The 22,358-nt window shown below is 41.4% G+C and carries 14 protein-coding genes; 13 read left to right on the top strand and 1 reads right to left on the bottom strand.

The features are described 5' to 3' along the window. Positions 1 to 20 precede the first annotated feature (20 nt). The 8 genes from L2748_RS11370 to L2748_RS11335 all read left to right on the top strand — a co-directional run bounded on the left by L2748_RS11370 (position 21) and on the right by L2748_RS11335 (position 14,274). Positions 21 to 251, top strand: a complete 231-nt coding sequence (locus L2748_RS11370; protein WP_220781804.1) for a DUF2835 domain-containing protein — start codon at positions 21 to 23, stop codon at positions 249 to 251. 316 nt (positions 252 to 567) lie between these two features. Beyond that, entirely contained in the window at positions 568 to 2,616 is a 2,049-nt protein-coding gene (locus L2748_RS11365) for a DUF1302 domain-containing protein (protein WP_220781805.1), read from the top strand. Between the two features lie 18 nt (positions 2,617 to 2,634). Next, the gene (locus L2748_RS11360) at positions 2,635 to 3,999 is read left to right on the top strand and encodes a DUF1329 domain-containing protein (protein WP_220781806.1); all 1,365 of its coding nucleotides are present in this window, start codon (positions 2,635 to 2,637) and stop codon (positions 3,997 to 3,999) included. A gap of 48 nt (positions 4,000 to 4,047) precedes the next feature. Beyond that, entirely contained in the window at positions 4,048 to 5,064 is a 1,017-nt protein-coding gene (locus tag L2748_RS11355; RefSeq protein WP_220781807.1) for a WD40/YVTN/BNR-like repeat-containing protein, read from the top strand. 12 nt (positions 5,065 to 5,076) lie between these two features. After that, the gene (locus L2748_RS11350) at positions 5,077 to 7,380 is read left to right on the top strand and encodes an efflux RND transporter permease subunit (RefSeq protein ID WP_220781808.1); all 2,304 of its coding nucleotides are present in this window, start codon (positions 5,077 to 5,079) and stop codon (positions 7,378 to 7,380) included. Positions 7,381 to 7,641: 261 nt separating this feature from the next. Continuing rightward, positions 7,642 to 12,486 carry an NAD-glutamate dehydrogenase gene (locus L2748_RS11345; protein WP_220781809.1) on the top strand — a complete coding sequence of 1,615 codons (4,845 nt, stop codon included), beginning with the start codon at positions 7,642 to 7,644 and terminating at the stop codon, positions 12,484 to 12,486. Between the two features lie 59 nt (positions 12,487 to 12,545). Next, a complete protein-coding gene (gene pyrD, locus L2748_RS11340; RefSeq protein ID WP_220781810.1) occupies positions 12,546 to 13,565 on the top strand; it encodes a quinone-dependent dihydroorotate dehydrogenase in 1,020 nt (339 codons plus the stop codon). Between the two features lie 172 nt (positions 13,566 to 13,737). Then, positions 13,738 to 14,274 (top strand): cell division protein ZapC, encoded by a 537-nt coding sequence (locus tag L2748_RS11335; protein WP_220781844.1) that lies wholly within the window; start codon positions 13,738 to 13,740, stop codon positions 14,272 to 14,274. Between the two features lie 254 nt (positions 14,275 to 14,528). On the opposite strand, the gene L2748_RS11330 is transcribed toward L2748_RS11335, so the two are convergent. After that, entirely contained in the window at positions 14,529 to 15,131 is a 603-nt protein-coding gene (locus L2748_RS11330) for a peptidylprolyl isomerase (RefSeq protein WP_220781845.1), read from the bottom strand. A 636-nt stretch (positions 15,132 to 15,767) separates the two neighbouring features. Between L2748_RS11330 and rlmKL the strand changes: the two genes are divergently transcribed. From rlmKL to rmf, 5 genes are all read left to right on the top strand, one after another. Continuing rightward, complete coding sequence (gene rlmKL, locus L2748_RS11325) at positions 15,768 to 17,903, top strand: bifunctional 23S rRNA (guanine(2069)-N(7))-methyltransferase RlmK/23S rRNA (guanine(2445)-N(2))-methyltransferase RlmL (protein ID WP_220781846.1); 2,136 nt, start codon at positions 15,768 to 15,770, stop codon at positions 17,901 to 17,903. After that, positions 17,893 to 18,129, top strand: coding sequence for a glutaredoxin family protein (locus L2748_RS11320; protein ID WP_220781847.1), 237 nt, complete (start codon positions 17,893 to 17,895; stop codon positions 18,127 to 18,129). The genes rlmKL and L2748_RS11320 overlap by 11 nt, the downstream gene beginning before the upstream one ends. Position 18,130: 1 nt before the next feature. After that, positions 18,131 to 20,053 (top strand): ABC transporter ATP-binding protein, encoded by a 1,923-nt coding sequence (locus tag L2748_RS11315; RefSeq protein ID WP_220781848.1) that lies wholly within the window; start codon positions 18,131 to 18,133, stop codon positions 20,051 to 20,053. A gap of 29 nt (positions 20,054 to 20,082) precedes the next feature. Next, positions 20,083 to 21,954, top strand: a complete 1,872-nt coding sequence (locus L2748_RS11310; protein WP_220781849.1) for a DUF3466 family protein — start codon at positions 20,083 to 20,085, stop codon at positions 21,952 to 21,954. A gap of 187 nt (positions 21,955 to 22,141) precedes the next feature. Next, positions 22,142 to 22,318, top strand: a complete 177-nt coding sequence (gene rmf / locus L2748_RS11305; protein ID WP_220781850.1) for a ribosome modulation factor — start codon at positions 22,142 to 22,144, stop codon at positions 22,316 to 22,318. Positions 22,319 to 22,358 lie beyond the last annotated feature (40 nt).

The raw sequence follows: 22,358 nt of genomic DNA, 5'->3' as shown, positions 1-22,358 counted from the left end.
TAACAGTGACGAGATAGCAAGTGTCAGCCCAGTATCACCAGTTTACATTTCCGTTAAATATCACCTACCAAGAATTTCTTCCTTACTATCGAGGTGAGGTGAATAAGGTTGAAGTGGTTGATGTTAGTGGCAGAACCTTATGGATTAATGCCAGACATTTTCGACCATTTTTAACAAGTACAGGGATTCGATGTTATTTCTCGATGACTTTAGATGCTCAAGGTAACCTTATTAAGCTTGCTAAGGTTTAGAGTAATTACTTCAAACGGTCGATTGCTTTAAACGTTGTATATAGTGTAACGATTGAACTTATAACTGATTGTTATTTATCTATATATGGGGTCTATGTTGCATTCTCCTTACTTTATCTAAACCTGATTTAAATACATTCCTCAAAAGTCATATTAAATTTCCTGTTAAGTAGCGAAATCTTTTAAATATTTTCTATGTTTCGTCCTTGCTCACTTTGTGTAAATGCTGTAACAATGGTGTTATCTGGAGGCTGACAGATTGTTGGCTATTAATTCCTATAACAATAGAATCCAGCAGGTTACGGAGAGAAGCTAAATGAAAAAGGTTAAAAACGGCTTTAATAAGTCGACGCTCGCTTTGGGGATCGTTGCAGCGCTCAGTTTTGGCACGAGTAATCATGCTAATGCTGTGTCGTTTAATTGGGGAGAAGTAGAAGGTACGTTCGACTCGACTTGGACTGCAGGTGCGAGCTGGCGAACAGAAGGTCGAGACTGGGATAATCAAATTGGTAAGGTGAATCACCCTCGTTTCGATTGGTCTGGTTATTCTGCTTTTGGTAACACTAAATACAGTTCAGCAGAGATCTGGGCACAACCAGGTTCATACTCAAGTAATGGTGATTTGAGTAATTTACTGTACGCGCAAGGCGATACAACATCTGAAATATTCAAAGGTTTACACGAGTTATCATTGAAATACCAAAACTTCGGTTTATTTGCCCGCGGAATGTATTTCTATGATAGAAAAATGAATGATGGTGACTTTGGTTTCAATGACCCATTAACAGGCAAGGAGTTCGATCCTTGTGAAGATAGCCAAGCATCTGAAGTTCAGTGTAAAGATATCCGCTTACTCGATGCGTTTGTTTATGCTGACTTCGATTTTAATGACGGTGCTAATCCACTTTCTATCCGTGTCGGTAATCAAGTTGTCTCTTGGGGAGAAAGCACACTGATTGCCCACGGTATTGGTGTGATTAACCCAGTCGATTTAAATATTCTCAATGCACCTGGCGCAGAGCTGAAAGAAGCCTTTAGACCTCAAGGCATGGTTTGGGCGTCTTTCGGGGTAACGGATAACCTGTCAGTTGAAGGTTTCTATCAGTATGACTGGGAGCCAGTATGGGTGCCTACGCCGGGTTCATTCTTCTCAACCAATGACTTTGCCGGTTATGGCGGTTATGGCCAAAATGCACAGCTAGGCTTTAACGCTAACCCTGACATGAATTTAGATTTCCTAATGGCTGAATACAACGCACTTGTTGGTATGGTGGGGGCAGGCCAAGTCGATGCTGCAACATTAGCCTCACTCGCATTAGCGTATCCAACAAAAGCCACACTAGTAGAAGACCCTGCTGAAGCAAGTGATGACGGTCAATGGGGTGTCAAGCTAGGTTACTATTCGCCTGAGCTGGGTGAAACGGAGTTTGGTCTTTATTACATGAATTACCACAGTCGTCGTCCGCTGATCAGCGGTACAACGGCTAACTTTACCCAAGAGGCGATTGGTCGCGACCTGCAACGTCTTGGTGGTAAAGCACAATCTGGCGAGGCGATGACGCGTGAAGATTTGCTCGCTCTGGAGACCTTCTCTAAAGCACAAATTGTATACCCTGAAGATATTCAATTAATGGGTGTCAGTTTTAACACCTTATTAGGTGATACATCGGTCGCGGGTGAAATTGCTCACCGTCTAGATGAACCTCTGCAGATTGACGATGTTGAATTGCTATTTGCAGCTATGCCACAACAGCTGGCTAATGCCGGCTTACGACCGGATCTTGATGGTGTTTCACAGGTACAAAATTATGGTCCAGGTGAATATGCTGAAGGGTTTATTCGTTTAGATACCACACAAGCCCAGACAACATTCACTCATCTATTCGGACCAACTTTAGGTACCGATAATCTTGTTATGCTGGCAGAGATTGGTGGTGTATGGATCCATGATATGCCAAGTCATGATGAGTTGCGTTTGAATGGTCCAGGTACTGGGCGTTCAGGTGGTAACCCAGATATGCCTGGGATTATCGAAGCGTTACATAACGGCCCTGAAACTAACCCATTCCCAACTGACTTTGCATGGGGTTACCGCCTCGTGGCTAAAGCGGATTACAACAACGTTTGGGGCGGTGTAAATATTGCGCCTAGAGTTATTTTCTCCCATGACGTAGACGGTATTACCCCGGACCCTATGTTCCTATTTACAGAAGGTAAAAAGTCTGTGGCGGTTGGGGTGAACTTTGATTACCAAAGTCGCTGGGGGGCTGACATCTCTTACAACACCTTCTTTGGTGGTGTAGGGACGACAAACACTATGGCTGATCGAGACTATGTATCGTTCAACATTAAGTATTCAATTTAAATCACAAGGACAATAATAATGAATAAACTTGCGATATTACCGATAGCTGTGATGGTTTCGCTGAGTGCACCGTGTGCAATGGCAAAAGTATCAGAGGCTGATGCGGCTAAGTTAGGTACAGAGTTAACACCGCTTGGCGGTGAAAAGGCAGCAAATGCTGATGGCTCTATTCCAGCATGGGATGGTGGTATTACTAAACCTGTAGCGGGTTACAGTAAAGGCATGCATCACCCAGATCCTTTTCCAGGCGACAAGATTGAATTTACTATTACCAATGCTAATAAAGATAAATACAAAGAGTACTTATCTGACGGCCAGATAAAACTATTTGAACTATACCCTGAAACATTCAAGATGAATGTTTATCAGACTCGTCGTACCGCCTCTGTGCCGCAGTTTGTTTACGATGCGACTAAAGAAAATGCCACGCGTGCTGAGCTTATAGACGGTGGTAATGGCATTAAAGGTGCATCGATTGGTATTCCTTTCCCTATGCCAGACAATGGGCTAGAAGCTATTTGGAACCATGTATTACGTTTCAGAGGGGTTGATTTAAAAACCTCTCGTAGTCAGGCCGCACCGACAGCAGGTGGCAGCTATACCTTGGTTGAAACCGCAGAAGAGCTGCGCTTCCAATATTCTCGCCCTGAGATGACATTAGATAAGTTGTCTAATGACAATACCTTGTTTTACTTTAAACAGGTTGTGACTCAGCCTGCACGCTTGGCTGGTACGGCGTTATTAGTTAAAGAAACCATGGATCAAGAAAAGCTGCCTCGTCAAGCATGGACTTATAACACGGGACAGCGACGTGTACGTAAAGCGCCAAATGTCGCTTTCGATACGCCTGGTACAGTATCTGACGGCTTAAGAACCACTGATGATTTTGACATGTTTAATGGTTCGCCAGTTCGCTATAACTGGGAATTGGTTGGTAAACAAGAGCTGTATATTCCTTATAACGACTATAAGTTACATTCAGACAAGCTTGAATATGAGCAGATCATTACTCCTGGCCACATTAACCCAGACTATGTCCGTTATGAAAAGCATCGCGTTTGGGTGGTAAAAGCCACATTGAAAGAGGGGATGCGTCATATTTATAAAGCACGTACCTTCTATATTGATGAAGACTCTTGGCAGGTATCTGTAGCAGATCTTTATGACAATCGTGACGAGCTTTATCGCGTTGCAATGGCTCATGGTTTGAACTACTACGAAGTGCCTACGCAATGGAGTACTTTGGAAGTGTTCCATGATCTGCAATCACGTCGCTATATCGCGATGGGGTTAGATAACGAAGGTCGTATGTACGACTTTGATGCCAAACTCAGTGAAGCAAACTTCACTCCAGCGGCGCTTCGCCGTGCCGGTATTCGTTAATCCTCCCAATGAGGGGCGCAAGCCCCTCTCTATTTAAAGGAAGTTTGTATGTCGTTTCGCATGCTTCGGTTTATCTCAACATTGAGTTTATTAAGCCTTTTTCAATCTTCTTTCTTATTAGCACAAGAGCATAATTTACAAAAACAAATTCAGCCTCTTGCTGCACACTCTCTTGTTTTAGATATTGCACAAAATCAACAAACTATAGTCGCCGTTGGGGATAGAGGTCATGCCTTTATCTATCAAGATGCTTGGCAACAAGTTAACACGCCGACCCAGGTATTACTTACCAAGGTTTTTTTCATCACACCGAATAAAGGCTGGGCGGTCGGCCATGACGCAACCATTTTACATACCCAAGATGCTGGTCAGTCATGGCAGTTACAAATGCAATCGCCCGAGATTGAAAAGCCTTTGTTAGATATTTTGTTTTTTAATGAGCAAGACGGGGTAGCTATTGGTGCTTACGGCTTATTTTATCGTACTAATGATGGCGGTAAAAATTGGCAAAGTGAATATCATCAAGAATTGCTGTTTGAAGAGGATGTTGCTTATCTCGAAGAACTAAAAGCTGAAGATGAAGCCCTGTATTTATCCGAACGTAGTACCTTGTTACCGCACTTTAATCGTATTCTTGCGGTGAATAAAAACACCTTGATCATGGTCGGAGAGCTAGGTTTAGTTGCCACGTCAACGGATCAAGGTCGCAATTGGCTAAAGCAAGACTTTATCTATGAAGGTTCGCTGTTTAATACAGTGGTCGTTGAAGATACAGCGTTTGTCATGGGTCTTAGAGGCAATGTTTTTAAATCTGATTTAACCCTTAATGATTGGCGTAAAGTGAGTTTGCCAGTGGATTCAACGATTAATGCAGGCATACAGCTTGGCGAAGATACACTTCGCGTAGTAGGTAACGCCGGCGTTATCATCGATATTTCAACCTCAGGCGAAAGCCAATTAGTAGAGCAACGACAGGGTGAAAATCTTGTCGCTATTGCCGAGGACTCACAAGGAAACTTATGGGTTGCGGGTAATAAAGGTCTCATCAAATTAGAACAAAAATAATAGGACCTTACTATGTTAGATAAATTAGTTAATGGATTCGAATCTTATCTATTCCGTCATAGAGCCTTTGTTATATTGTTATTTGCAATCGCCACAATATTTTTAGGTTTGCAAGCTAGCAACCTTAAGATGGATGCTGCATTTGTTAAAAACATTCCGCTAAACCATAGCTATATGCAAACTTACCTTAAACACCAAAAACAGTTTGGTGGTGCAAATAGTATTATGGTGGCAGTAGAAGATACCAGCGGCAATATCTTCAATCCGACATTTTTTGATGCACTTAAAAATGTTCACGATCAGTTATTTTTTATTCCTGGAGTGGATAGAGCGCAAGTTAAGTCGTTATTCTCGCCTTCGACCCGCTTTACCGAAGTGGTAGAGGATGGTTTTGCTGGGGGACCTGTGATCCCCGCTGACTTTTCGACAACAGAATACGGCTTAAAGATTGTTCGGGGCAACATCGAAAAGGCCGGTATTGTTGGTCGCTTAATTGCGGAAGACTATTCTGCTGCGATGGTGAGTGCTCAGTTAATGGATTTTGATCCACAAACAGGAGAGCCGCTCGATACATTGGCGTTTGCTGCGCAGCTTGAAAAAGAGTTACGTGAACAATATGAAACCGATGAAATTAAAATTCACATTATTGGTTTTGCAAAAATGGCGGGCGACGTCGCTGACGGGGCTAAAGGCGTTTTACTGTTTTTTTTAATAGCCATTATAGTCACAGCCGTGATGGTGTACTTCTTTTCTAAATCCGTTGCATTAACAATATTGCCTTTGGTCTGTAGTCTGATTGCGGTTATTTGGCAGTTAGGCTTATTAACTGTAGTTGGCTTTGGGCTCGACCCGATGTCGATACTTATTCCATTTCTGGTGTTCGCAATTGGTGTGAGTCATAGCGTACAGATGATCAATGCGGTGAGACGTCGGGTGACCGATGGCCAAACCACTAAAGCCGCTGCAGCATTAGCCTTTAGAAGCTTGTTGATCCCTGGTGGTGTAGCGTTGTTATCAGACACCATTGGTTTTATGACGTTGCTTGCTATTGATATTGGTATTATCCGTGAGCTAGCAATTTCGGCATCGCTAGGTGTAGCGGTAATTATTTTAACTAATTTGATGCTGTTGCCGTTGTTAATATCATTTACGACGGTAGCGCCAAACAAAGACGTTAAACACAAACCTGCTAATAATATTTGGTTGAAGCTGTCTAAATTTGCCACGCCTAAATATGCAATTTGGGTACTGGCTATTACCGCTGTGTTATATGGTGTTGGCTTACAACAAGCAAATAAAATGAAGATTGGCGATTTGCAAGGCGGCGCGCCAGCACTGCATTTAGACTCGCGTTATAACCAAGATACTTTCTTTATTACTGATAAGTTTTCAATTACCACCGATGTAATGACAGTGATTGTGGAAGCGTTTCCTGAAGCTTGTACTTACCATTCGGTATTGACTCAAATTGATGATTTTGAATGGCAAGTAAGTAACACACCAGGTGTGGAGTCTACGGCCAGTTTAGCCTCAGTTGCTAAGCGTGTGAACGCAGGCTTTAACGAAGGTAACCCTAAATGGAGTGTGCTACCAAGAACTACAGCTAGTCTTGTGCAGGCGGTTGGCCGCGTGCCAACGACATCTGGCTTGCTTAATAGTGATTGTTCGGTGATGCCTATTTATTTGTTCTTAAAAGATCATAAAGCAGAAACCATCGAAGTGGTGATTGATAAAGTTAATCAACTGCAACAGCAAATGAATAATGACCAGTTGCAGTTTAAATTAGCTTCTGGTCCAGTTGGTGTTATGGCTGCTACCAATGAAGCAGTAGCTGAAGCGCAGTTACCTATGATGCTATATGTTTATGGCGCGGTATTTATCCTGTGTTTAATTAGTTTCCGTTCTTTAAGAGCAACGATTGCGGTTATTTTGCCTTTGTACGTGGTATCAACTTTAGCTCAAGCGCTAATGACCCAACTCGATATTGGTCTTGCTGTAAGTACTTTACCTGTCATTGCTTTGGGTGTGGGGATCGGTGTTGATTACGGCATCTATATCTTATCTACGATGGCGGTAAGATTGCGTGATGGCATGCCAGTACAACAGGCTTATTATGAGGCATTGGTTGAACGAGGCAGCGCAGTAATATTTACCGGTCTAACATTAGCTATTGGTGTTAGCACTTGGTTCTTCTCAGCCCTTAAGTTCCAAATGGACATGGGAATATTGTTAACCTTCATGTTTTTAGTAAATATGTTGGGGGCAATAATTATATTGCCTGCAATAGCGGCTATGTTCTGGCGGCAGCCCAAGTAGAATCAGCTAAAGAGGAGCATAAGCTCCTCTTTTTTTATGCATAAAAACACGTATTATGCGATTGATATGTCATTCATGTGAACTAAATCGCTGTTAGGTTAAATTGAATGAGGATGTACCACTAAAATAGTTCTCGAAATATGGTGAGTTTAGTAATAAACTTCGCGCTATGACCTAGGTCACAAAAAAAGGCTCAGGTCGGTTTAAGAAGCATCCATAAAAATTAAAAAGCGCTGCCATAGCCCCTAAGGAAATAGCAACATGGCCTTGAAAGATGCAATGCCTTCAGTACTACTCGAAAATGTAGTCACCCTAATTCACGCTAAAGTACCTAATACACAAGCAAAACAAGTAGAACAGTTCGCTACTTGTCTCTATGCGCACATGTCGAAAGACGACCTCAATGCGCGCAACGACAGCGATTTATACGGCGCTGTTTTGAGCCAATGGAATGCGCTGAATAAGACCTCCGTCGGGGAAGGTCACATCAGAGTGTTCAATCCAAGCCAGTCAAAGCACGGTTGGCAGTCAAGCCATTCAATTATTGAAATCATTCAGCCGGATATGCCTTTTTTAGTCGACTCAGTTGGCATGGCAATTAATCGTCTTGGGATCACTGCACATATGATGCTGCACACACCAATGGCGATTGAACGTAAAGACGGCACTGTGACTAAAGTTAGTTATAGCTCTGATGAACAAAGCAATGTAGATAAAGTCGCAGTATTTCTGATTGAGATTGATCGCCAAAGCAGCGACGCTGACATTAAAGCACTTACCAAAGAGATTGAATCGGTTATCGGTGATGTTGCCGCTGCGGTTAATGATTGGGAAGCGATGTCTGAAAAACTGAGTGATACGATTGCTGAGTTAGAGAATCGTCCTTACCCTGGCACTAAAGAAGAGCTAAGCGAAGCAAAAAACTTCCTTTCTTATCTTAATGATCATCATTTAACACTGCTTGGTTACCGTCGTTATGACCTTCATAAAGTCGAAGGGGATTTAGAGCTTGTTGCTGATAAGTCTACTAGCTTAGGTCTAATGACTAAGTCAGCAAAATCGTCTAAAGAATCCGGACTGTTACTGTCTAACTTCTCAGAAAGTGCGCGTAAAGAAGCACTTGATAGCAGCCTTTTAGTGCTCACTAAGAGTAACGATAAGAGCCGCGTTCATCGTCCTGCTTATGTCGATTATATCGGTGTAAAACGCTTTGATGAGCAGGGGCAGGTGATTGGTGAAGACCGCTTTTTAGGTCTTTATGCTTCAAACTTGTATAACCGTAGTCCTCGTGAAATACCACTGCTTGCACAAAAAGTGCAGCGAGTGTTAGATAATTCTGGTCTAACACCACGCTCTCATGACTACAAAGCATTGATGCACATCCTTGAGACTTTACCTCGCGATGAATTAATCCAAGCCAATGTTGAGCAATTGGCGTCAATTGCCCACGGCGTGCTTGAGATGCAAGATCGCGACAAGCTTAAATTGTTTGTGCGTAAGGATGGCTTTGGTCGTTTCTTCTCTTGCTTAGTGTACGTATCAAAAGATAGATATAACACCAAGTTACGCGAAGACACCCAACGTATTTTAGCTCAACATTTTAACAGCAATGAAGACGTTGAGTTTACTACCTATTTCTCTGAATCAACTTTGGCTAGAACTCATTACATCATTAAAGTTGATAATAATAATATGGACGTCGATGTGGCAGCAATTGAGAATAATTTGACCGAAGCGGCTCGCTCATGGGAAGACAAATTAGCAAGTGCGGTATTTAGTGCGCAAGGTGAAGAGTTAGGTAACAGCTTAATTAAGCGTTATGTAGACGCGTTTCCACGTAGCTATAAAGAAGATGTACTTCCAAGTTCGGCCGTTGTTGATATTCAGCATCTTGAAGAGCTAGATGATGATCATAAGCTGGGCATGCTTTTTTATCAGCCACAAGAAACCGCGCTTAACGACAATAAAGTACGCTTAAAGCTATTCCATAAAGATGAACCCATTCATCTTTCAGACGTATTACCAATGCTGGAAAACTTCGGTCTTAGAGTGATTAACGAAAGACCTTATGAAGTTAAAACAGCCGATGGCGCAACCTATTGGATCTTAGATTTCTTGATGACAACCCAAAATGTTGCATCAGATGATCTTGCTGATAGCCAAGAGCGTTTCCAGACTGCACTTTCTCAAGTGTGGAAAAAAGAATTGGAAGACGATGGATTTAACCGTTTGGTTTTATCGACAGGCCTAACAGGACGTGAGGTTTCTGTATTACGTGCTTATGCTAAGTATATGCGTCAAATCGACTCTACATTTAGTCAAGCCTATATAGAAGAAACCTTCTCAAGCTATCCGCAAATCGCGGACTTACTCGTTAAAATGTATATTCGTAAATTCAACCCTAAGTTGAAAACGCGTACATTAAATAAGTTTATCGAACAAATTGACTTGCGTCTTGACGATGTATCAAGCCTCGATGACGACCGTATTATTCGTCGTTACTTGGATTTAATTAACGCGACTAGTCGTACTAACTTCTATCAAGTGGCGGATTCTGGATTACCTAAGTCATATATCTCGTTCAAGTTTGAACCGGCTATGATCCCAGAGATGCCAAAGCCATTACCAAAGTATGAAATCTTTGTGTATTCACCACGCGTTGAAGGTGTTCATCTACGCGGCGGAAAAGTGGCACGTGGCGGTTTACGTTGGTCTGACAGACGAGAAGATTTCCGTACAGAAGTACTCGGTCTAGTGAAAGCACAGCAAGTTAAAAACACCGTAATTGTACCAGTGGGTGCAAAAGGTGGTTTTGTCTGTAAACAACTGCCGACCGATGGTAACCGTGAATCTTTCTTTGCTGAAGGGCAAGAGTGTTACCGTTTGTTTATCCGCGGTTTACTCGATATCAGCGACAACATCATCAACGGTGAAGTGATTGCACCTGATAATGTTGTGCGCCATGACGAAGATGACCCATATCTGGTTGTTGCTGCCGATAAAGGTACTGCGACTTTCTCTGATATCGCTAACGAAATTGCCATTGAGTATAACTTCTGGTTAGGCGATGCGTTTGCTTCTGGTGGTAGTAATGGTTACGACCATAAGAAAATGGGTATTACTGCTCGCGGTGCGTGGGAATCTGTTAAACGTCATTTCCGTGAAATGGGTGTTAATTGCCAAACGACTGATTTTACCTGTTTAGCGATTGGCGATATGGCGGGTGATGTATTTGGTAACGGTATGTTGTTGTCTAAGCATACGCGCCTTGTTGCTGCATTCAACCATATGCATATTTTCATCGACCCAAATCCAGATGCGGCAACCAGTTATGTTGAACGTGAGCGTCTGTTCGCTATGCCTCGTTCGAGTTGGGAAGATTACAACCAAACGCTTATTTCTAAAGGTGGCGGGATCTTCCTGCGCTCAGCGAAGTCAATTCCATTGTCTGCTGAGATGAAGAAGATGCTAGGTACCCAGAAAGCATCTATGGCGCCATTAGAACTACTGAAAGAATTGCTGAAAATGCAAGTCGATCTGATCTGGAATGGCGGTATCGGTACCTATGTTAAAGCGACAAGCGAAACCCATGCTGAAGTAGGCGACCGTGCTAACGATGCAATTCGTGTAAATGGTAACGAGCTACAAGCTAAAATTATTGGTGAGGGCGGCAACTTAGGTTGTACCCAATTAGGTCGAATTGAATACTGTGCTAATGGCGGCCGTATGAATACCGACTTCGTCGATAACGTTGGTGGTGTGGATTGTTCAGATAACGAAGTCAACATTAAAATTCTGCTTAATGCGTTAGTTGCTGATGGTGAAATGACGCTGAAGCAACGTAATCGTTTACTTGAAGAGATGACTGACGAAGTCAGCCGTATTGTGCTGCAGGACTGTAAAGACCAAACGCGCTCAATTTCTATCACTCAAGTCCGCGGTGCAGAGCAGTTAAAAGAACAAATTCGCTTTATTCATTATCTTGAAAAAGACGGTAAGCTTGATCGTGCATTGGAATTCTTACCAAGTGAAGATGAATTAGCCGATCGTCTGGTTAATGGTAAATCGTTAACTCGTCCAGAACTGTCAGTACTTGTTGCTTACGCTAAGATGGTACTGAAAGAGCAGCTGTTAACATCAGAAATTACTGAAGATAGCTTCTTAAGTCAGCTATTAGTTGAGTATTTCCCTAAGCAGTTGCAAGAGAAGTACATCGCTAATATGGCTTCTCATCCATTACGTGGGGAAATTATTGCCACTTCGTTAGCTAATGAATTAGTGAATGATATGGGACTTAATTTCGTGCAACGTATGCAAGATGAGACAGGTGCCTCAGTAGCAGAAGCTGCTATCTGTTACACTATGGCTCGCGAAGTATTTGGTTTAGCTGATTTAACTAAGTCTATTACTGATTTGAACGGTGTGATCCCAGCCGTTGTTCAATGCGAAATGTTGCACCAACTGCGTCGTAATATTCGCCGAGCAAGTCGTTGGTTTATGCGTCACCGCAACCGCAACTTGAATATTGAACAAACGATAGCGTTCTTTAAACCGGTATTTGATGAATTAAAAGCTAGCGTTCATCAATATATGGTTAACGAGGAAGTTGAAGGTATCCGTGCTGAGTCAAATGCATTGATTAAAGAGGGTGTGCCAGATGACGTTGCTATGCTAGTTGCAAACGTCAGTACCTTATTCTCTGCGCTTGATATTGCTCAAATTTGTGATCTTGAAAGTAAGCCTGTGCCATTAGTTGCCGAAACTTACTTTAAGCTTGGCGCAAGTGTGGATTTACACTGGTTCTTAGAGCAAATTAGTGCCCAACCGGTGAGTAATCACTGGCAAGCGCTAGCAAGAGCAGCCTTTAGAGAAGAGCTTGATTGGCAGCAGCGTTCATTAAGTTCGGTAGTGTTAAGAACTTGCACTGAAAGCTGTGATGCGAATAAGATCATTTCAGAATGGATTGAGTCGAATCAAAGCTTATTGGAACGTTGGTTCCATATGCTAGCAGACTTCAAGACTTCGCAAAGCCATGAGTTTGCAAAGTTCTCTGTAGCCTTACGTGAACTTAATCTTTTGATCCTTCATTGTGAAGGTCAAAAGTAATCTGATAAAAATCAGAAGCCCTGGCAAATGCCGGGGCTTTTTTCGGTCTAGGAGAAAACATGTTTTATAAAATCGCACAAAAGTTCATGTTTCAGATGGATCCAGAACTGGCACATAATTTTGCTATGGGCAGTTTAAAGTCTACTGGTAATTCGCCTTTAAATTGCTTTTATGCGCAAAATATTAAGCCAGCCCCAGTGACTATGATGGGCCTGACATTTCCAAACCCTGTAGGTTTAGCTGCTGGCATGGATAAAGATGGTGAATGTATCGATGCATTTCATGCTATGGGCTTTGGTCATATTGAAGTGGGTACGGTAACACCACGTCCACAACCAGGTAATGAACAGCCGCGCTGTTTTAGACTTAAACCAGCCAAAGCGATTATTAATCGTATGGGTTTTAACAATAAAGGTGTCGATAATTTAGTCGAAAATCTTAAAGCTGTTAAAACGAATGCTATGGTTGGTGTCAATATTGGTAAGAACAAAGATACGCCAGTAGAGCAAGGCAAAGAAGATTATTTAATCTGTATGGATAAAGTTTATCCATATGCAGCATATATTGCAGTTAATATCTCATCACCAAATACACCTGGTTTACGATCGCTTCAATACGGTGATCTGCTAGACGATCTTTTAGGGTCATTAAAAGAAAAGCAAAAAGAGCTAGCCGCTAAGCACGGGAAATATGTGCCAATAGCGCTAAAGATTGCACCAGATTTATCGAGTGAAGAGATCGAGAAAATTGCAGAAGCGTTAATTAAAAGCGAGTTTGATGCGGCTATTGCAACGAATACGACACTGACTCGTGATGGCGTAAGTGGTCTGCTTAATGCGAATGAAGCGGGTGGGTTAAGTGGTAAGTCATTGAATTCATTATCTACTGTAGTTATTAAACAATTGGCAGATTGCTTAAAAGGCAAACTACCAATTATTGGCGTAGGTGGTATTAATGCTGCAGAAGATGCACTTGATAAATTAGATGCTGGCGCTGAAATGGTTCAAATTTATACCGGATTTATTTATCAAGGTCCAAAACTAATTAAAGATATTGTGGAAGCATATCGAATTAAATAGTTTGTTTAGATCGATAAAAATATATTAGATCGCAAAACGATCATTTAGATCTATTTAAAGATCTGGGTGATCGTTTTTTATTAATTTGTTAAATCTCATTTCGGAAAATTTATTTTGATATTGATGAAATAATCATCTATTATCCAATTGTATCTAAATAAAGGTAAACGTTATGTTATTAATGCCAAAAAGGGATTGGCAATGGAGATATAATGAAACGCACCAAGTATTAAGTGTTTCATTAGGGGATGACATGGAGTTTTTGTCACCTTATAAATTGAAGTCTCTAATACCAGATGCCAAACAGCCAATGGAGTTTAGCGTAGAACATGCTAAATTCTATATTGATTTGGTCGATCGTTTATCGAAGACACTTTCTTTAACTGATGCTCAATTAGTTCAAATTGCACTGAACGCTACTGCTGCTCATTTTTTATTAAAACCTCAGATGCCAAAATCTTGGTTCTTCAATGTATCCCATCAATGTGTTTATAGTGATGTGGGCAAGTTGTTTCAGTTGACGTCAACTGAACACAGTGTAGTTGCAATGGTAATCGAATCTGGACTTCAGGCTTCACTTGTCATGATCATGTCTGCAGAATGTCGCTTAACCGAGTCAAAATCGCTTAAACAATTTGAAACTATTAAAGTTATGCATGATAGATTAGCGCCGCTTCCCGTAGTTTCACATCGAGTAAATGCTGCTTAATAGAATATCTACTACTTTTAGTTAGATTAGTTTTGCTGACTATAAATCAGCCTAATTTACAAAATTGATAGAGATTTTAACTTGCGAGATAGATAACCAAAATTAAGCATCTACTTATTTAACTTTATGGTGTTTGCTTATCATCTTAACGAAGCCTTTACTGTCATTTGGCTATTGTTTCGTTATTTTGTGAGGTTAAGCGTAATGAGGTGGCTAAAAAAGTAAGCTAAAGCGCACCTCATTGAGTATCTTTATTAATTAGTAGGGCAAGTTATTTCTGCAACGCTATTGATTAAGATTTCAGATACAGGAACTTCATCATTACTGCCTGTATCAGCAATATTGATCTGATCAACGACTTCGATGCCTTCAACGACTTTTCCAAATACCGCGTAACCATAACTAGAACTTGACGCATCTAATTGTGGATTATCTAGAACATTAATAAAAAATTGAGACGTTGCTGAATTTGGATTGCTAGTGCGTGCCATAGCAATTGTCCCCCTTTCATTACTGATGCCGGCGTCAGCTTCATTAATAATTGGGTCATTGCCAGGTTTAGCCACCATACCGCTTGTAAAACCGCCTCCTTGAACCACAAAGTTATAAGCAACTCGATGGAAAAGTGTTCCGTTATAAAACTCGCTATCAACGTAATCTTTAAAGTTTTTCCCGGTAATAGGCATATTTGTTAGGTCAATTGCTAAGGTGATATCGCCCATCGTTGTTGACATTTTATAGCAGACGTCGGCCTGCAGTTTTGGAGGTTCTACTGGCGGTGTTGGTGGGGTACTATCGCTATCGCCGCCACATGCACTTAATCCAAGGCAAAGTAGAAGAGGGTACACTTTGTTCATTTATCTCTCACTTAAACATCCCACGAAGGTCTGTTGTGTTGGTGTTGTGTTTGTTGTTTTTATGTAAACCAATTCTAAGGGATTTCATCTGTAGATCAATCGCATATGGAAAATAGATACAAACTGTCGCACTTTCAGTCGCTTCTTAGGCTAATGATTTTCATAGAAGGTTTGTTGAGAAAGGTAAGGGGTCGTCAAGGAGATTAAAAGGCCCTTAATTGTAATTAATAATAAACCATCGCAATTAATATAAGCGAAAGTAAAACTTTATTCGCTAAAGGCGATTAGCATTTAGGTTAGCTCTCAATCTGTCTACACAAGCACACATCATCAAGTAGAGTGAGAAGCATTAGCTATCGTATTATATGCGGTTATATCGACTAAAAATGTACGTTAGTGAGTCGGTCGCTAATTCTGGTTATTTTGATTAGTTTATTGTTTTGTTGAGCATTTATTAGCCCTCAAGCTCAGGGACGGTCGCTTAATTCAATGCAAGTTAACTGCCTCGCAAGTTTTATCTTGTTGGTTTTATAAGCGGTAATTAGCTTAAATCTAGCTTTACACAATAACTTTTATCATTTACTAGCACTAACAGGTATAATGTCTGACTAATTTTTACTGTGTGTCGACTAATCAATGTTAAATTTTTTTGCTGCAGCCCCAAGAGGCTATGAATACGCGTTATCACTAGAGCTTGCAGAGCTTGGCGCTTCTGAAATTAAAGAAAGTGTTGCGGGAGTTTATTTTTCTGCTTCGCTAGAGCTTGGATATCGTATTACGCTATGGTCGCGCTTAGCGAGCAGAATCATTTTCGTTATTTACAAAGGTCCTTGTGAGTCTCCAGAGCAGCTATATAACGCAGCTTATGGCATTGACTGGCAGATGCAGTTTTCTAATCGCAGCACATTCAGTATTGATTTCCACGGTCTGGGTGGCTTTATTAAGAACACCCAATTTGGTGCGTTGAAAATTAAGGATGCGATTGTCGATCGTTTCCGTGATGATGATTTCAGCCGACCAAACGTAGAAAGAGTTGATGCTGACTTTAGAATCGATGCACACTTTAGACGCGGCGAAATCACTATTGGTTTTAATTTCTCTGGTCCAGCTTTACATAAGCGCGGATATCGCTCTACAACGGGTGAAGCGCCACTTAAAGAAAACTTAGCTGCAAATATGTTGGTTCGTAGTGGCTGGCAAGCTGAACAGGTTGATTTGCTTGATCCTTTTTGTGGTAGTGGCACGATTTTGATTGAAGCCGCTATGATGGCTTGTGATATTGCGCCAGGCATACACCGTGAACGTTTTGGTTTTGACCATTGGTTACCGCACAACAAGAAAGTTTGGCAAGAGCTATTAAATGAAGCGCAAGCACGTGCTTCTATTGGTAAGACCCGCTGCGAACTTAAGTTCTATGGTTCTGATATTGACTCAAGATTAGTGGCATTAGCTAAACGCAATGCTGAAAATGCCGGTGTACTGGATTTAATCGACTTTAATGTTTGCAATGCACTTAACATCGACGTGCCTTCATCTTCCGGTTTCTTAATCTCAAACCCACCTTATGGTGAACGTTTAGGTAATGTCACCTCTTTGCTGCAGTTGTATTATCAGTTAGGCGACAAGTTTAAAGCTGAGTTTGGTGGTTGGAGTATTGCTATTTTAAATAGCGATATTGAACTTTTATCTGCGTTAAAGCTAAAAGCAGATAAACAGATGAAGATGAATAACGGCGCGTTAGAGTGTGCGTTTAATCTTTACACTGTACATGCAGAAAACACCCGTCGTGTCGACCCTGCTAATATCAAGATCGAAGGCGATGTCAGTGATATTGCGGTGCCATTTGCTAACCGCATTAAAAAGAACTTTAAACAGCTAGAAAAGTGGGCGAAGAAAGAGGGCATCGATAGCTATCGTTTATATGATGCTGATCTTCCTGAATACAATGTTGCTGTCGATAAGTATCTTGATTACGTCGTTATCCAAGAATACTCAGCACCATCTCAAATACCAGAGGCTGTGACTAAGCGTCGTCTTACTGACGTGTTGATCTCTTTACCTAGTGCAATTGGTATCGATCCAAATCATATTATTTTAAAAACCCGTGAGCGTAAAAAGGGGACTAATCAATATGAAAAGTTGGCAGCAAGTAAGCTTGAGTTAATCACAACTGAATACGGCGCGAAATTTAAATTAAACCTTAAAGAGTATTTAGATACAGGTTTATTCTTAGATCATCGTTTAACGCGTAAGCTTGTTGGTGAAAAATCAAAAGGCCGTAGTGTATGTAACCTATTCTCTTATACTGGTTCTGCGTCAGTGCATGCGGCACTGGGTGGCGCGACATCTGTGACTACGGTCGATATGTCAAATACTTATATCGATTGGGCCAAAGAGAACTTTGCATTAAATGGTCTAAATAACGATAAATATCAGTTTGTTCAAGCAAACTGTTTACAGTGGATGAAACGTACTCACGACAGATTTGACCTTATCTTTATCGATCCGCCAACCTTCTCAAACTCTAAGCGTATGGAAGACTCGTTTGATGTATTGCGCGATCATGTTGCCATGTTGAGTGATGTGTTCAAGCTACTTAATCCAGGTGGGGAAATCATTTTCTCTAATAACAAACGTAAGTTTAAGATGGAAATTGAACAACTTGAAGCCCAAGGGATGCAAGTGAAGAACATTGACAGCCAAACCTTACCGCTAGATTACAAGCGCAACCCGCACATTCATAACACTTGGCTAATTACACATGCCAAGTAACTTGACAGTTATTTTGTATCACACAGATGCTTGCCATCTGTGTGAGTTGGCAGCTGACTTGCTCAATCAAGCAAACGTGCCATATAGCATGATAGATATTTGTGATGATCAAACTCTTGCAGAGCAATACGGTATTCGTATTCCTGTTGTCAAATTAGTCGAAACCCAAACTGAACTAAATTGGCCGTTTGATCTCGAAGCATTAAAAGAATTTTTAGGAGCGTAAGTTGAGTCTCGTACGTATTAATAACGGCTCTTTAGCCTATGGCTATACACCTTTGTTGAAAAATGCTGATTTCACCATCGAACCTGGTGAGCGCGTTTGTATTGTTGGTCGCAATGGTGCAGGTAAGTCGAGTTTAATGAAGATTTTAAGTGGCGATGTGCTGCTTGATGAAGGCGAGTTCAATATCGCTACTGACGTTAAAGTAAGTCGCTTACAACAGGATCCGCCTAAAGCGGAAAAAGGCACTGTTTATGCTTATATCGCCGCGGGATTAAAAGAAGTAGGTGAAAAGCTCGAGCGTTACCATCAACTGTCTCATGATGTCGGCACTGCAAATCCAGATGAAATGGAGCGCATGCTAAAGCAGATGGAGCGTTTGCAAGAAGATATTGACCATTTGAATGGATGGCAATTGGATAATCGCATTAACCAAAACTGTGAGTTACTTGGTCTTGATGCCGATGCACCTCTTTCTGAATTATCAGGTGGTTGGCAACGTAAAGTTGCTTTAGCACGCTCATTGGTAAGCGAACCTGATTTACTGTTGTTAGATGAACCAACGAACCACTTAGACATCGATACCATTGAGTGGCTAGAGCAATTCCTACTCAGCTACCGCGGCGCGATTGTGTTTGTCAGTCACGACCGTGGCTTTATTCAACGTATGGCTACGCGTATTGTCGATTTAGATCGCGGCGTTGTGACCTCTTGGCCTGGTAATTACCAAACATACTTAGATGGAAAAGCTGAATGGTTGCGCGTAGAAGCGGAACAAAATGCACATTTTGACAAAAAGTTAGCCGAAGAAGAAGCTTGGATCCGTCAAGGTGTTAAGGCTCGACGTACCCGTAATGAAGGCCGTGTACGTGCCCTTAAAGATTTGCGTGTCGAGCGTATGGCACGTCTTAATCGCCAAGGCGGCGCTAAAATGGCGGTTGCTGATACAGATCGCTCAGGTAAACTGGTTTTTGATATTGAAAACTTAGAATACAACTTACCTGAGAAAAACTTAGTTAAAAACTTCAGTTCTACAGTTATGCGCGGTGACCGAATAGCGTTAATTGGGCCAAACGGCTGTGGTAAATCAACTTTAGTGAAACTGCTTATTGGCCAGCTTGAAGCGCAATCAGGTTCAGTCAAAGTGGGTACCAAGCTCGAAATCGCATACTTTGACCAATATCGTGAAGCCTTAGATCCTGAAAAAACGGTTGAAGATAACGTTGGCGATGGTAAAAAGACCGTCACTATTAATGGTCAAGATAGACATATTTTAAGTTATCTACAAGATTTCTTATTCTCGCCAATGCGTGCCAGAACGCCAGTTAAAGCACTATCTGGAGGCGAGAAAAACAGATTGTTACTTGCGCGTTTATTACTGAGGCCTGCAAATTTAATTATTCTCGATGAACCAACAAACGATCTTGATATTGAGACCTTAGAGTTGTTAGAGTCTTTGCTTGCTGACTATAAAGGTACGTTATTGCTTGTTAGTCACGATAGAGCATTTATCGATAATACGGTAACAAGCAGCTGGTGGTTTACAGGTAATGGTGGTTGGAGCGAGTATGTTGGTGGCTACGAAGATGCAGTCTCACAAGGTGCTAGATTTTATTCTGAGGAACCTCAGTCAATAAACGCTGTCCAAGCTCCAGTGGTAGAGGCCAAGCCTGCTCCACAGCCAAAGGTTGAGAAAAAAGTAGAGAAAAAGCTTTCTTACAAATTACAGCGTGAGTTAGAGTCTTTACCAGCGTTAATGGAACAATTAGAACAAGAACTTGAAGCTCTTCAAGCGATTGTCAGTTCGCCAGAGTTTTACTCTCAAGAACAAAAAATAGTGAATGAAAACTTACAAGCTTTGTCTGACAAGGAAAGCCAGCTTGAAAGTTGCTTTGAGCGATGGGAAGAGCTCGAGTCATTGAAGTAAGCTAAAAATAAGAAATAGGAAGCGAGTTAATGAAGTTTAAGTTGGATAAAACCCTATCGTTAGTTGCTGTTGGCGTTATAAGCGTACTTCAAGGTGTGCAGGCTGCACCTGTTTATGAAATTATTAACATCGATGATAGTTACGATCTGAATGGTACAATTGAAAATACTCGTAACGGTTATGGTATGGCCGTCAATATTCATGATCAAAGTGTTGCTGTCGCAAAGGGTAAGAAGAAGCTGACGGTTTCTGAAGACGATGATGGCGTCATTGATATTGAAGACGGTGTAGCTGATTCAGAGATTATTTCATATTCGGTTAATTTGCCGATTATCGCTAACAACTTTACCTTTAACTCGATTGGTAATGCATGGGAACCGACTTTCGAGAGTGTGAATAACACCACGCCACCATCTCTGCCTACAGATGACGCTACAGTTAATTCTGTGGATGCTTTTTTCTATGGCATTAACGATGATGGCGTTAGAGTCGGTGCTATGTCAGCTCCTGAACAAACTATTGATTATAGCGGTAGCAGTGATACCCAAACTGATTGGTATTATCGTGAGTATGAGCAACGTGGTTTTGTTAAAAAGGGCCAAAGTGAAGCTGAAATCCCACTTCTCCCTCCTTATAGCGTTTACCCATATAAAAATGGTGATGACGAGCAGCAAATAACGGTTGGCGGGATCTCAAGTGCTACCGCTGTAAACAATTCAGGCTTAGTTGCAGGTTATGCGAGTACGGCAATCAGTGAAAACAGTGCCAATATTATTAATTCCTGTGTGACCAATGATAGCGAGACTGCTCCACAAGATATCTGCATCCAGTCAGCTCAGTTTCCAAATCAATATGGCTATAGTGACATTCAATATCAGATCCGTGGTTATGTTTGGCAGTACGATAGCGCTACCAATGCCGTTATTGGTGAAGGTACAGAGCTGCCGCTAGGTCTAGAAGTCACAAATGAGGCTGTATACACTGCGCAGGCGCTGGGCTTAAACGATCAAGGTGTTATTGCCGGTCGCTCTTATGTTTATCGAAATAATGATAAAGATAGACTGTATTATGACGCTGCTTATTGGGTTAAGGATGAGTCTACAGGCGAGTACAAATATAATTGGGTTAATGTGGATGAGGCGAGAGATGTCTATTCATCAATAGCTTACGGCATCAATGACGATGGCATTTTAGTTGGTAGTTATAATAAATACATCGACGGCTATCGTCGTGATAAGTTCTTTTACTTTGATACTAAGAACCCTGAAACACCACTTGTTACGCCAAATGATTTTTATAACGCGACGTCAGATTTAAGTAGTCGTGGACGTGCGATTAATAACAAAGGCCAAGTAGTTGGTTATATTGAAACCACTCACGATAAAGAGAAGCCACGCCCCAAGGCTGGCTTCCTTTATGATATCGCCGCAGATGAGTTTAATAACTTAAACAACTTACTGACCTGTGAGTCAAAAGGCTACAAGAAAGATGCGGAGGGTAACTGGCAGCGCAATAAAGTTACCGTACCAAATCCAGAGGGTGGTTCACCGCTTGAGTATGAAACAGAAATTGTTGTAGTCGAAGCCAATAGCATTAATGAAGACGGTACGATTGTCGGAACGGCATTTATTCGTAAGCCATCTTATCAGATAGATGCGAATGGTAATTTAGTCATTGGAGATAATGGCTTACCACTATTTGTATTAGATGGGAATGGTAACCCTGTAACGGCTTTCTTACCAAGAATGGTGGTTTTAAAGCCTTCTAGCTCTGCAGGCGCAGAAGCTTGTACAGTAGTTGATGACGACGATAGTAATGCTAATTATGAGCGTAAAGGTGCAGCGAGTTTTGCTTGGTTGTTTGCTTTACCGTTACTCTGGTTTAGACGGAAATTTAAGTAACTGCTTATCTCAATAGAAATCGAGGCAAATGCCTCGATTTTTTTTGCAATAATTTTGTAATGATTCTCAATAGCTTAAAAAATAACCATGTGAATGAGCGCTTTTGGGGATTGATCTCTACTTCAAAAAGCTTTATCAATGAAGGTGAAGCGATAGCTTCTTTCGTTATTGAATAGAGGATGCTTGCATGAAAAGACAAAAAAGAGATCGACTAGATAGAGCTTTTTCAAAAGGTTTTCAAGCTGGGATTGGTGGCCGTTCGAAGGAGATCTGTCCGTATTCGACACTTGATTCAAAATCACAATGGCTTGGCGGATGGCGTGAAGGCATTGACGGGCGTGTGAGTGGATTATTTAATAAATAACACTCAGCCATTCTAAGAAAAGTTAGATTTTAGCACTAGA

This window comes from Shewanella sairae (genome assembly GCF_023283535.1).
Lineage (GTDB): Bacteria > Pseudomonadota > Gammaproteobacteria > Enterobacterales > Shewanellaceae > Shewanella > Shewanella sairae.
Note: the sequence above shows the minus strand (reverse complement) of the source record. Positions and strands in the feature narration are given on the sequence as shown.

Bases quoted from the DNA above. Each gene is read 5' to 3' on its own strand.
- L2748_RS11365 (WP_220781805.1), top strand. From the start codon at position 568: ATGAAAAAGGTTAAAAACGGCTTTAATAAGTCGACGCTCGCTTTGGGG.
- L2748_RS11360 (WP_220781806.1), top strand. From the start codon at position 2,635: ATGAATAAACTTGCGATATTACCGATAGCTGTGATGGTTTCGCTGAGT.
- L2748_RS11355 (WP_220781807.1), top strand. From the start codon at position 4,048: ATGTCGTTTCGCATGCTTCGGTTTATCTCAACATTGAGTTTATTAAGC.
- L2748_RS11350 (WP_220781808.1), top strand. From the start codon at position 5,077: ATGTTAGATAAATTAGTTAATGGATTCGAATCTTATCTATTCCGTCAT.
- L2748_RS11345 (WP_220781809.1), top strand. From the start codon at position 7,642: ATGGCCTTGAAAGATGCAATGCCTTCAGTACTACTCGAAAATGTAGTC.
- pyrD (WP_220781810.1), top strand. From the start codon at position 12,546: ATGTTTTATAAAATCGCACAAAAGTTCATGTTTCAGATGGATCCAGAA.
- L2748_RS11335 (WP_220781844.1), top strand. From the start codon at position 13,738: ATGTTATTAATGCCAAAAAGGGATTGGCAATGGAGATATAATGAAACG.
- L2748_RS11330 (WP_220781845.1), bottom strand. From the start codon at position 15,131: ATGAACAAAGTGTACCCTCTTCTACTTTGCCTTGGATTAAGTGCATGT.
- rlmKL (WP_220781846.1), top strand. From the start codon at position 15,768: ATGTTAAATTTTTTTGCTGCAGCCCCAAGAGGCTATGAATACGCGTTA.
- L2748_RS11320 (WP_220781847.1), top strand. From the start codon at position 17,893: ATGCCAAGTAACTTGACAGTTATTTTGTATCACACAGATGCTTGCCAT.
- L2748_RS11310 (WP_220781849.1), top strand. From the start codon at position 20,083: ATGAAGTTTAAGTTGGATAAAACCCTATCGTTAGTTGCTGTTGGCGTT.
- rmf (WP_220781850.1), top strand. From the start codon at position 22,142: ATGAAAAGACAAAAAAGAGATCGACTAGATAGAGCTTTTTCAAAAGGT.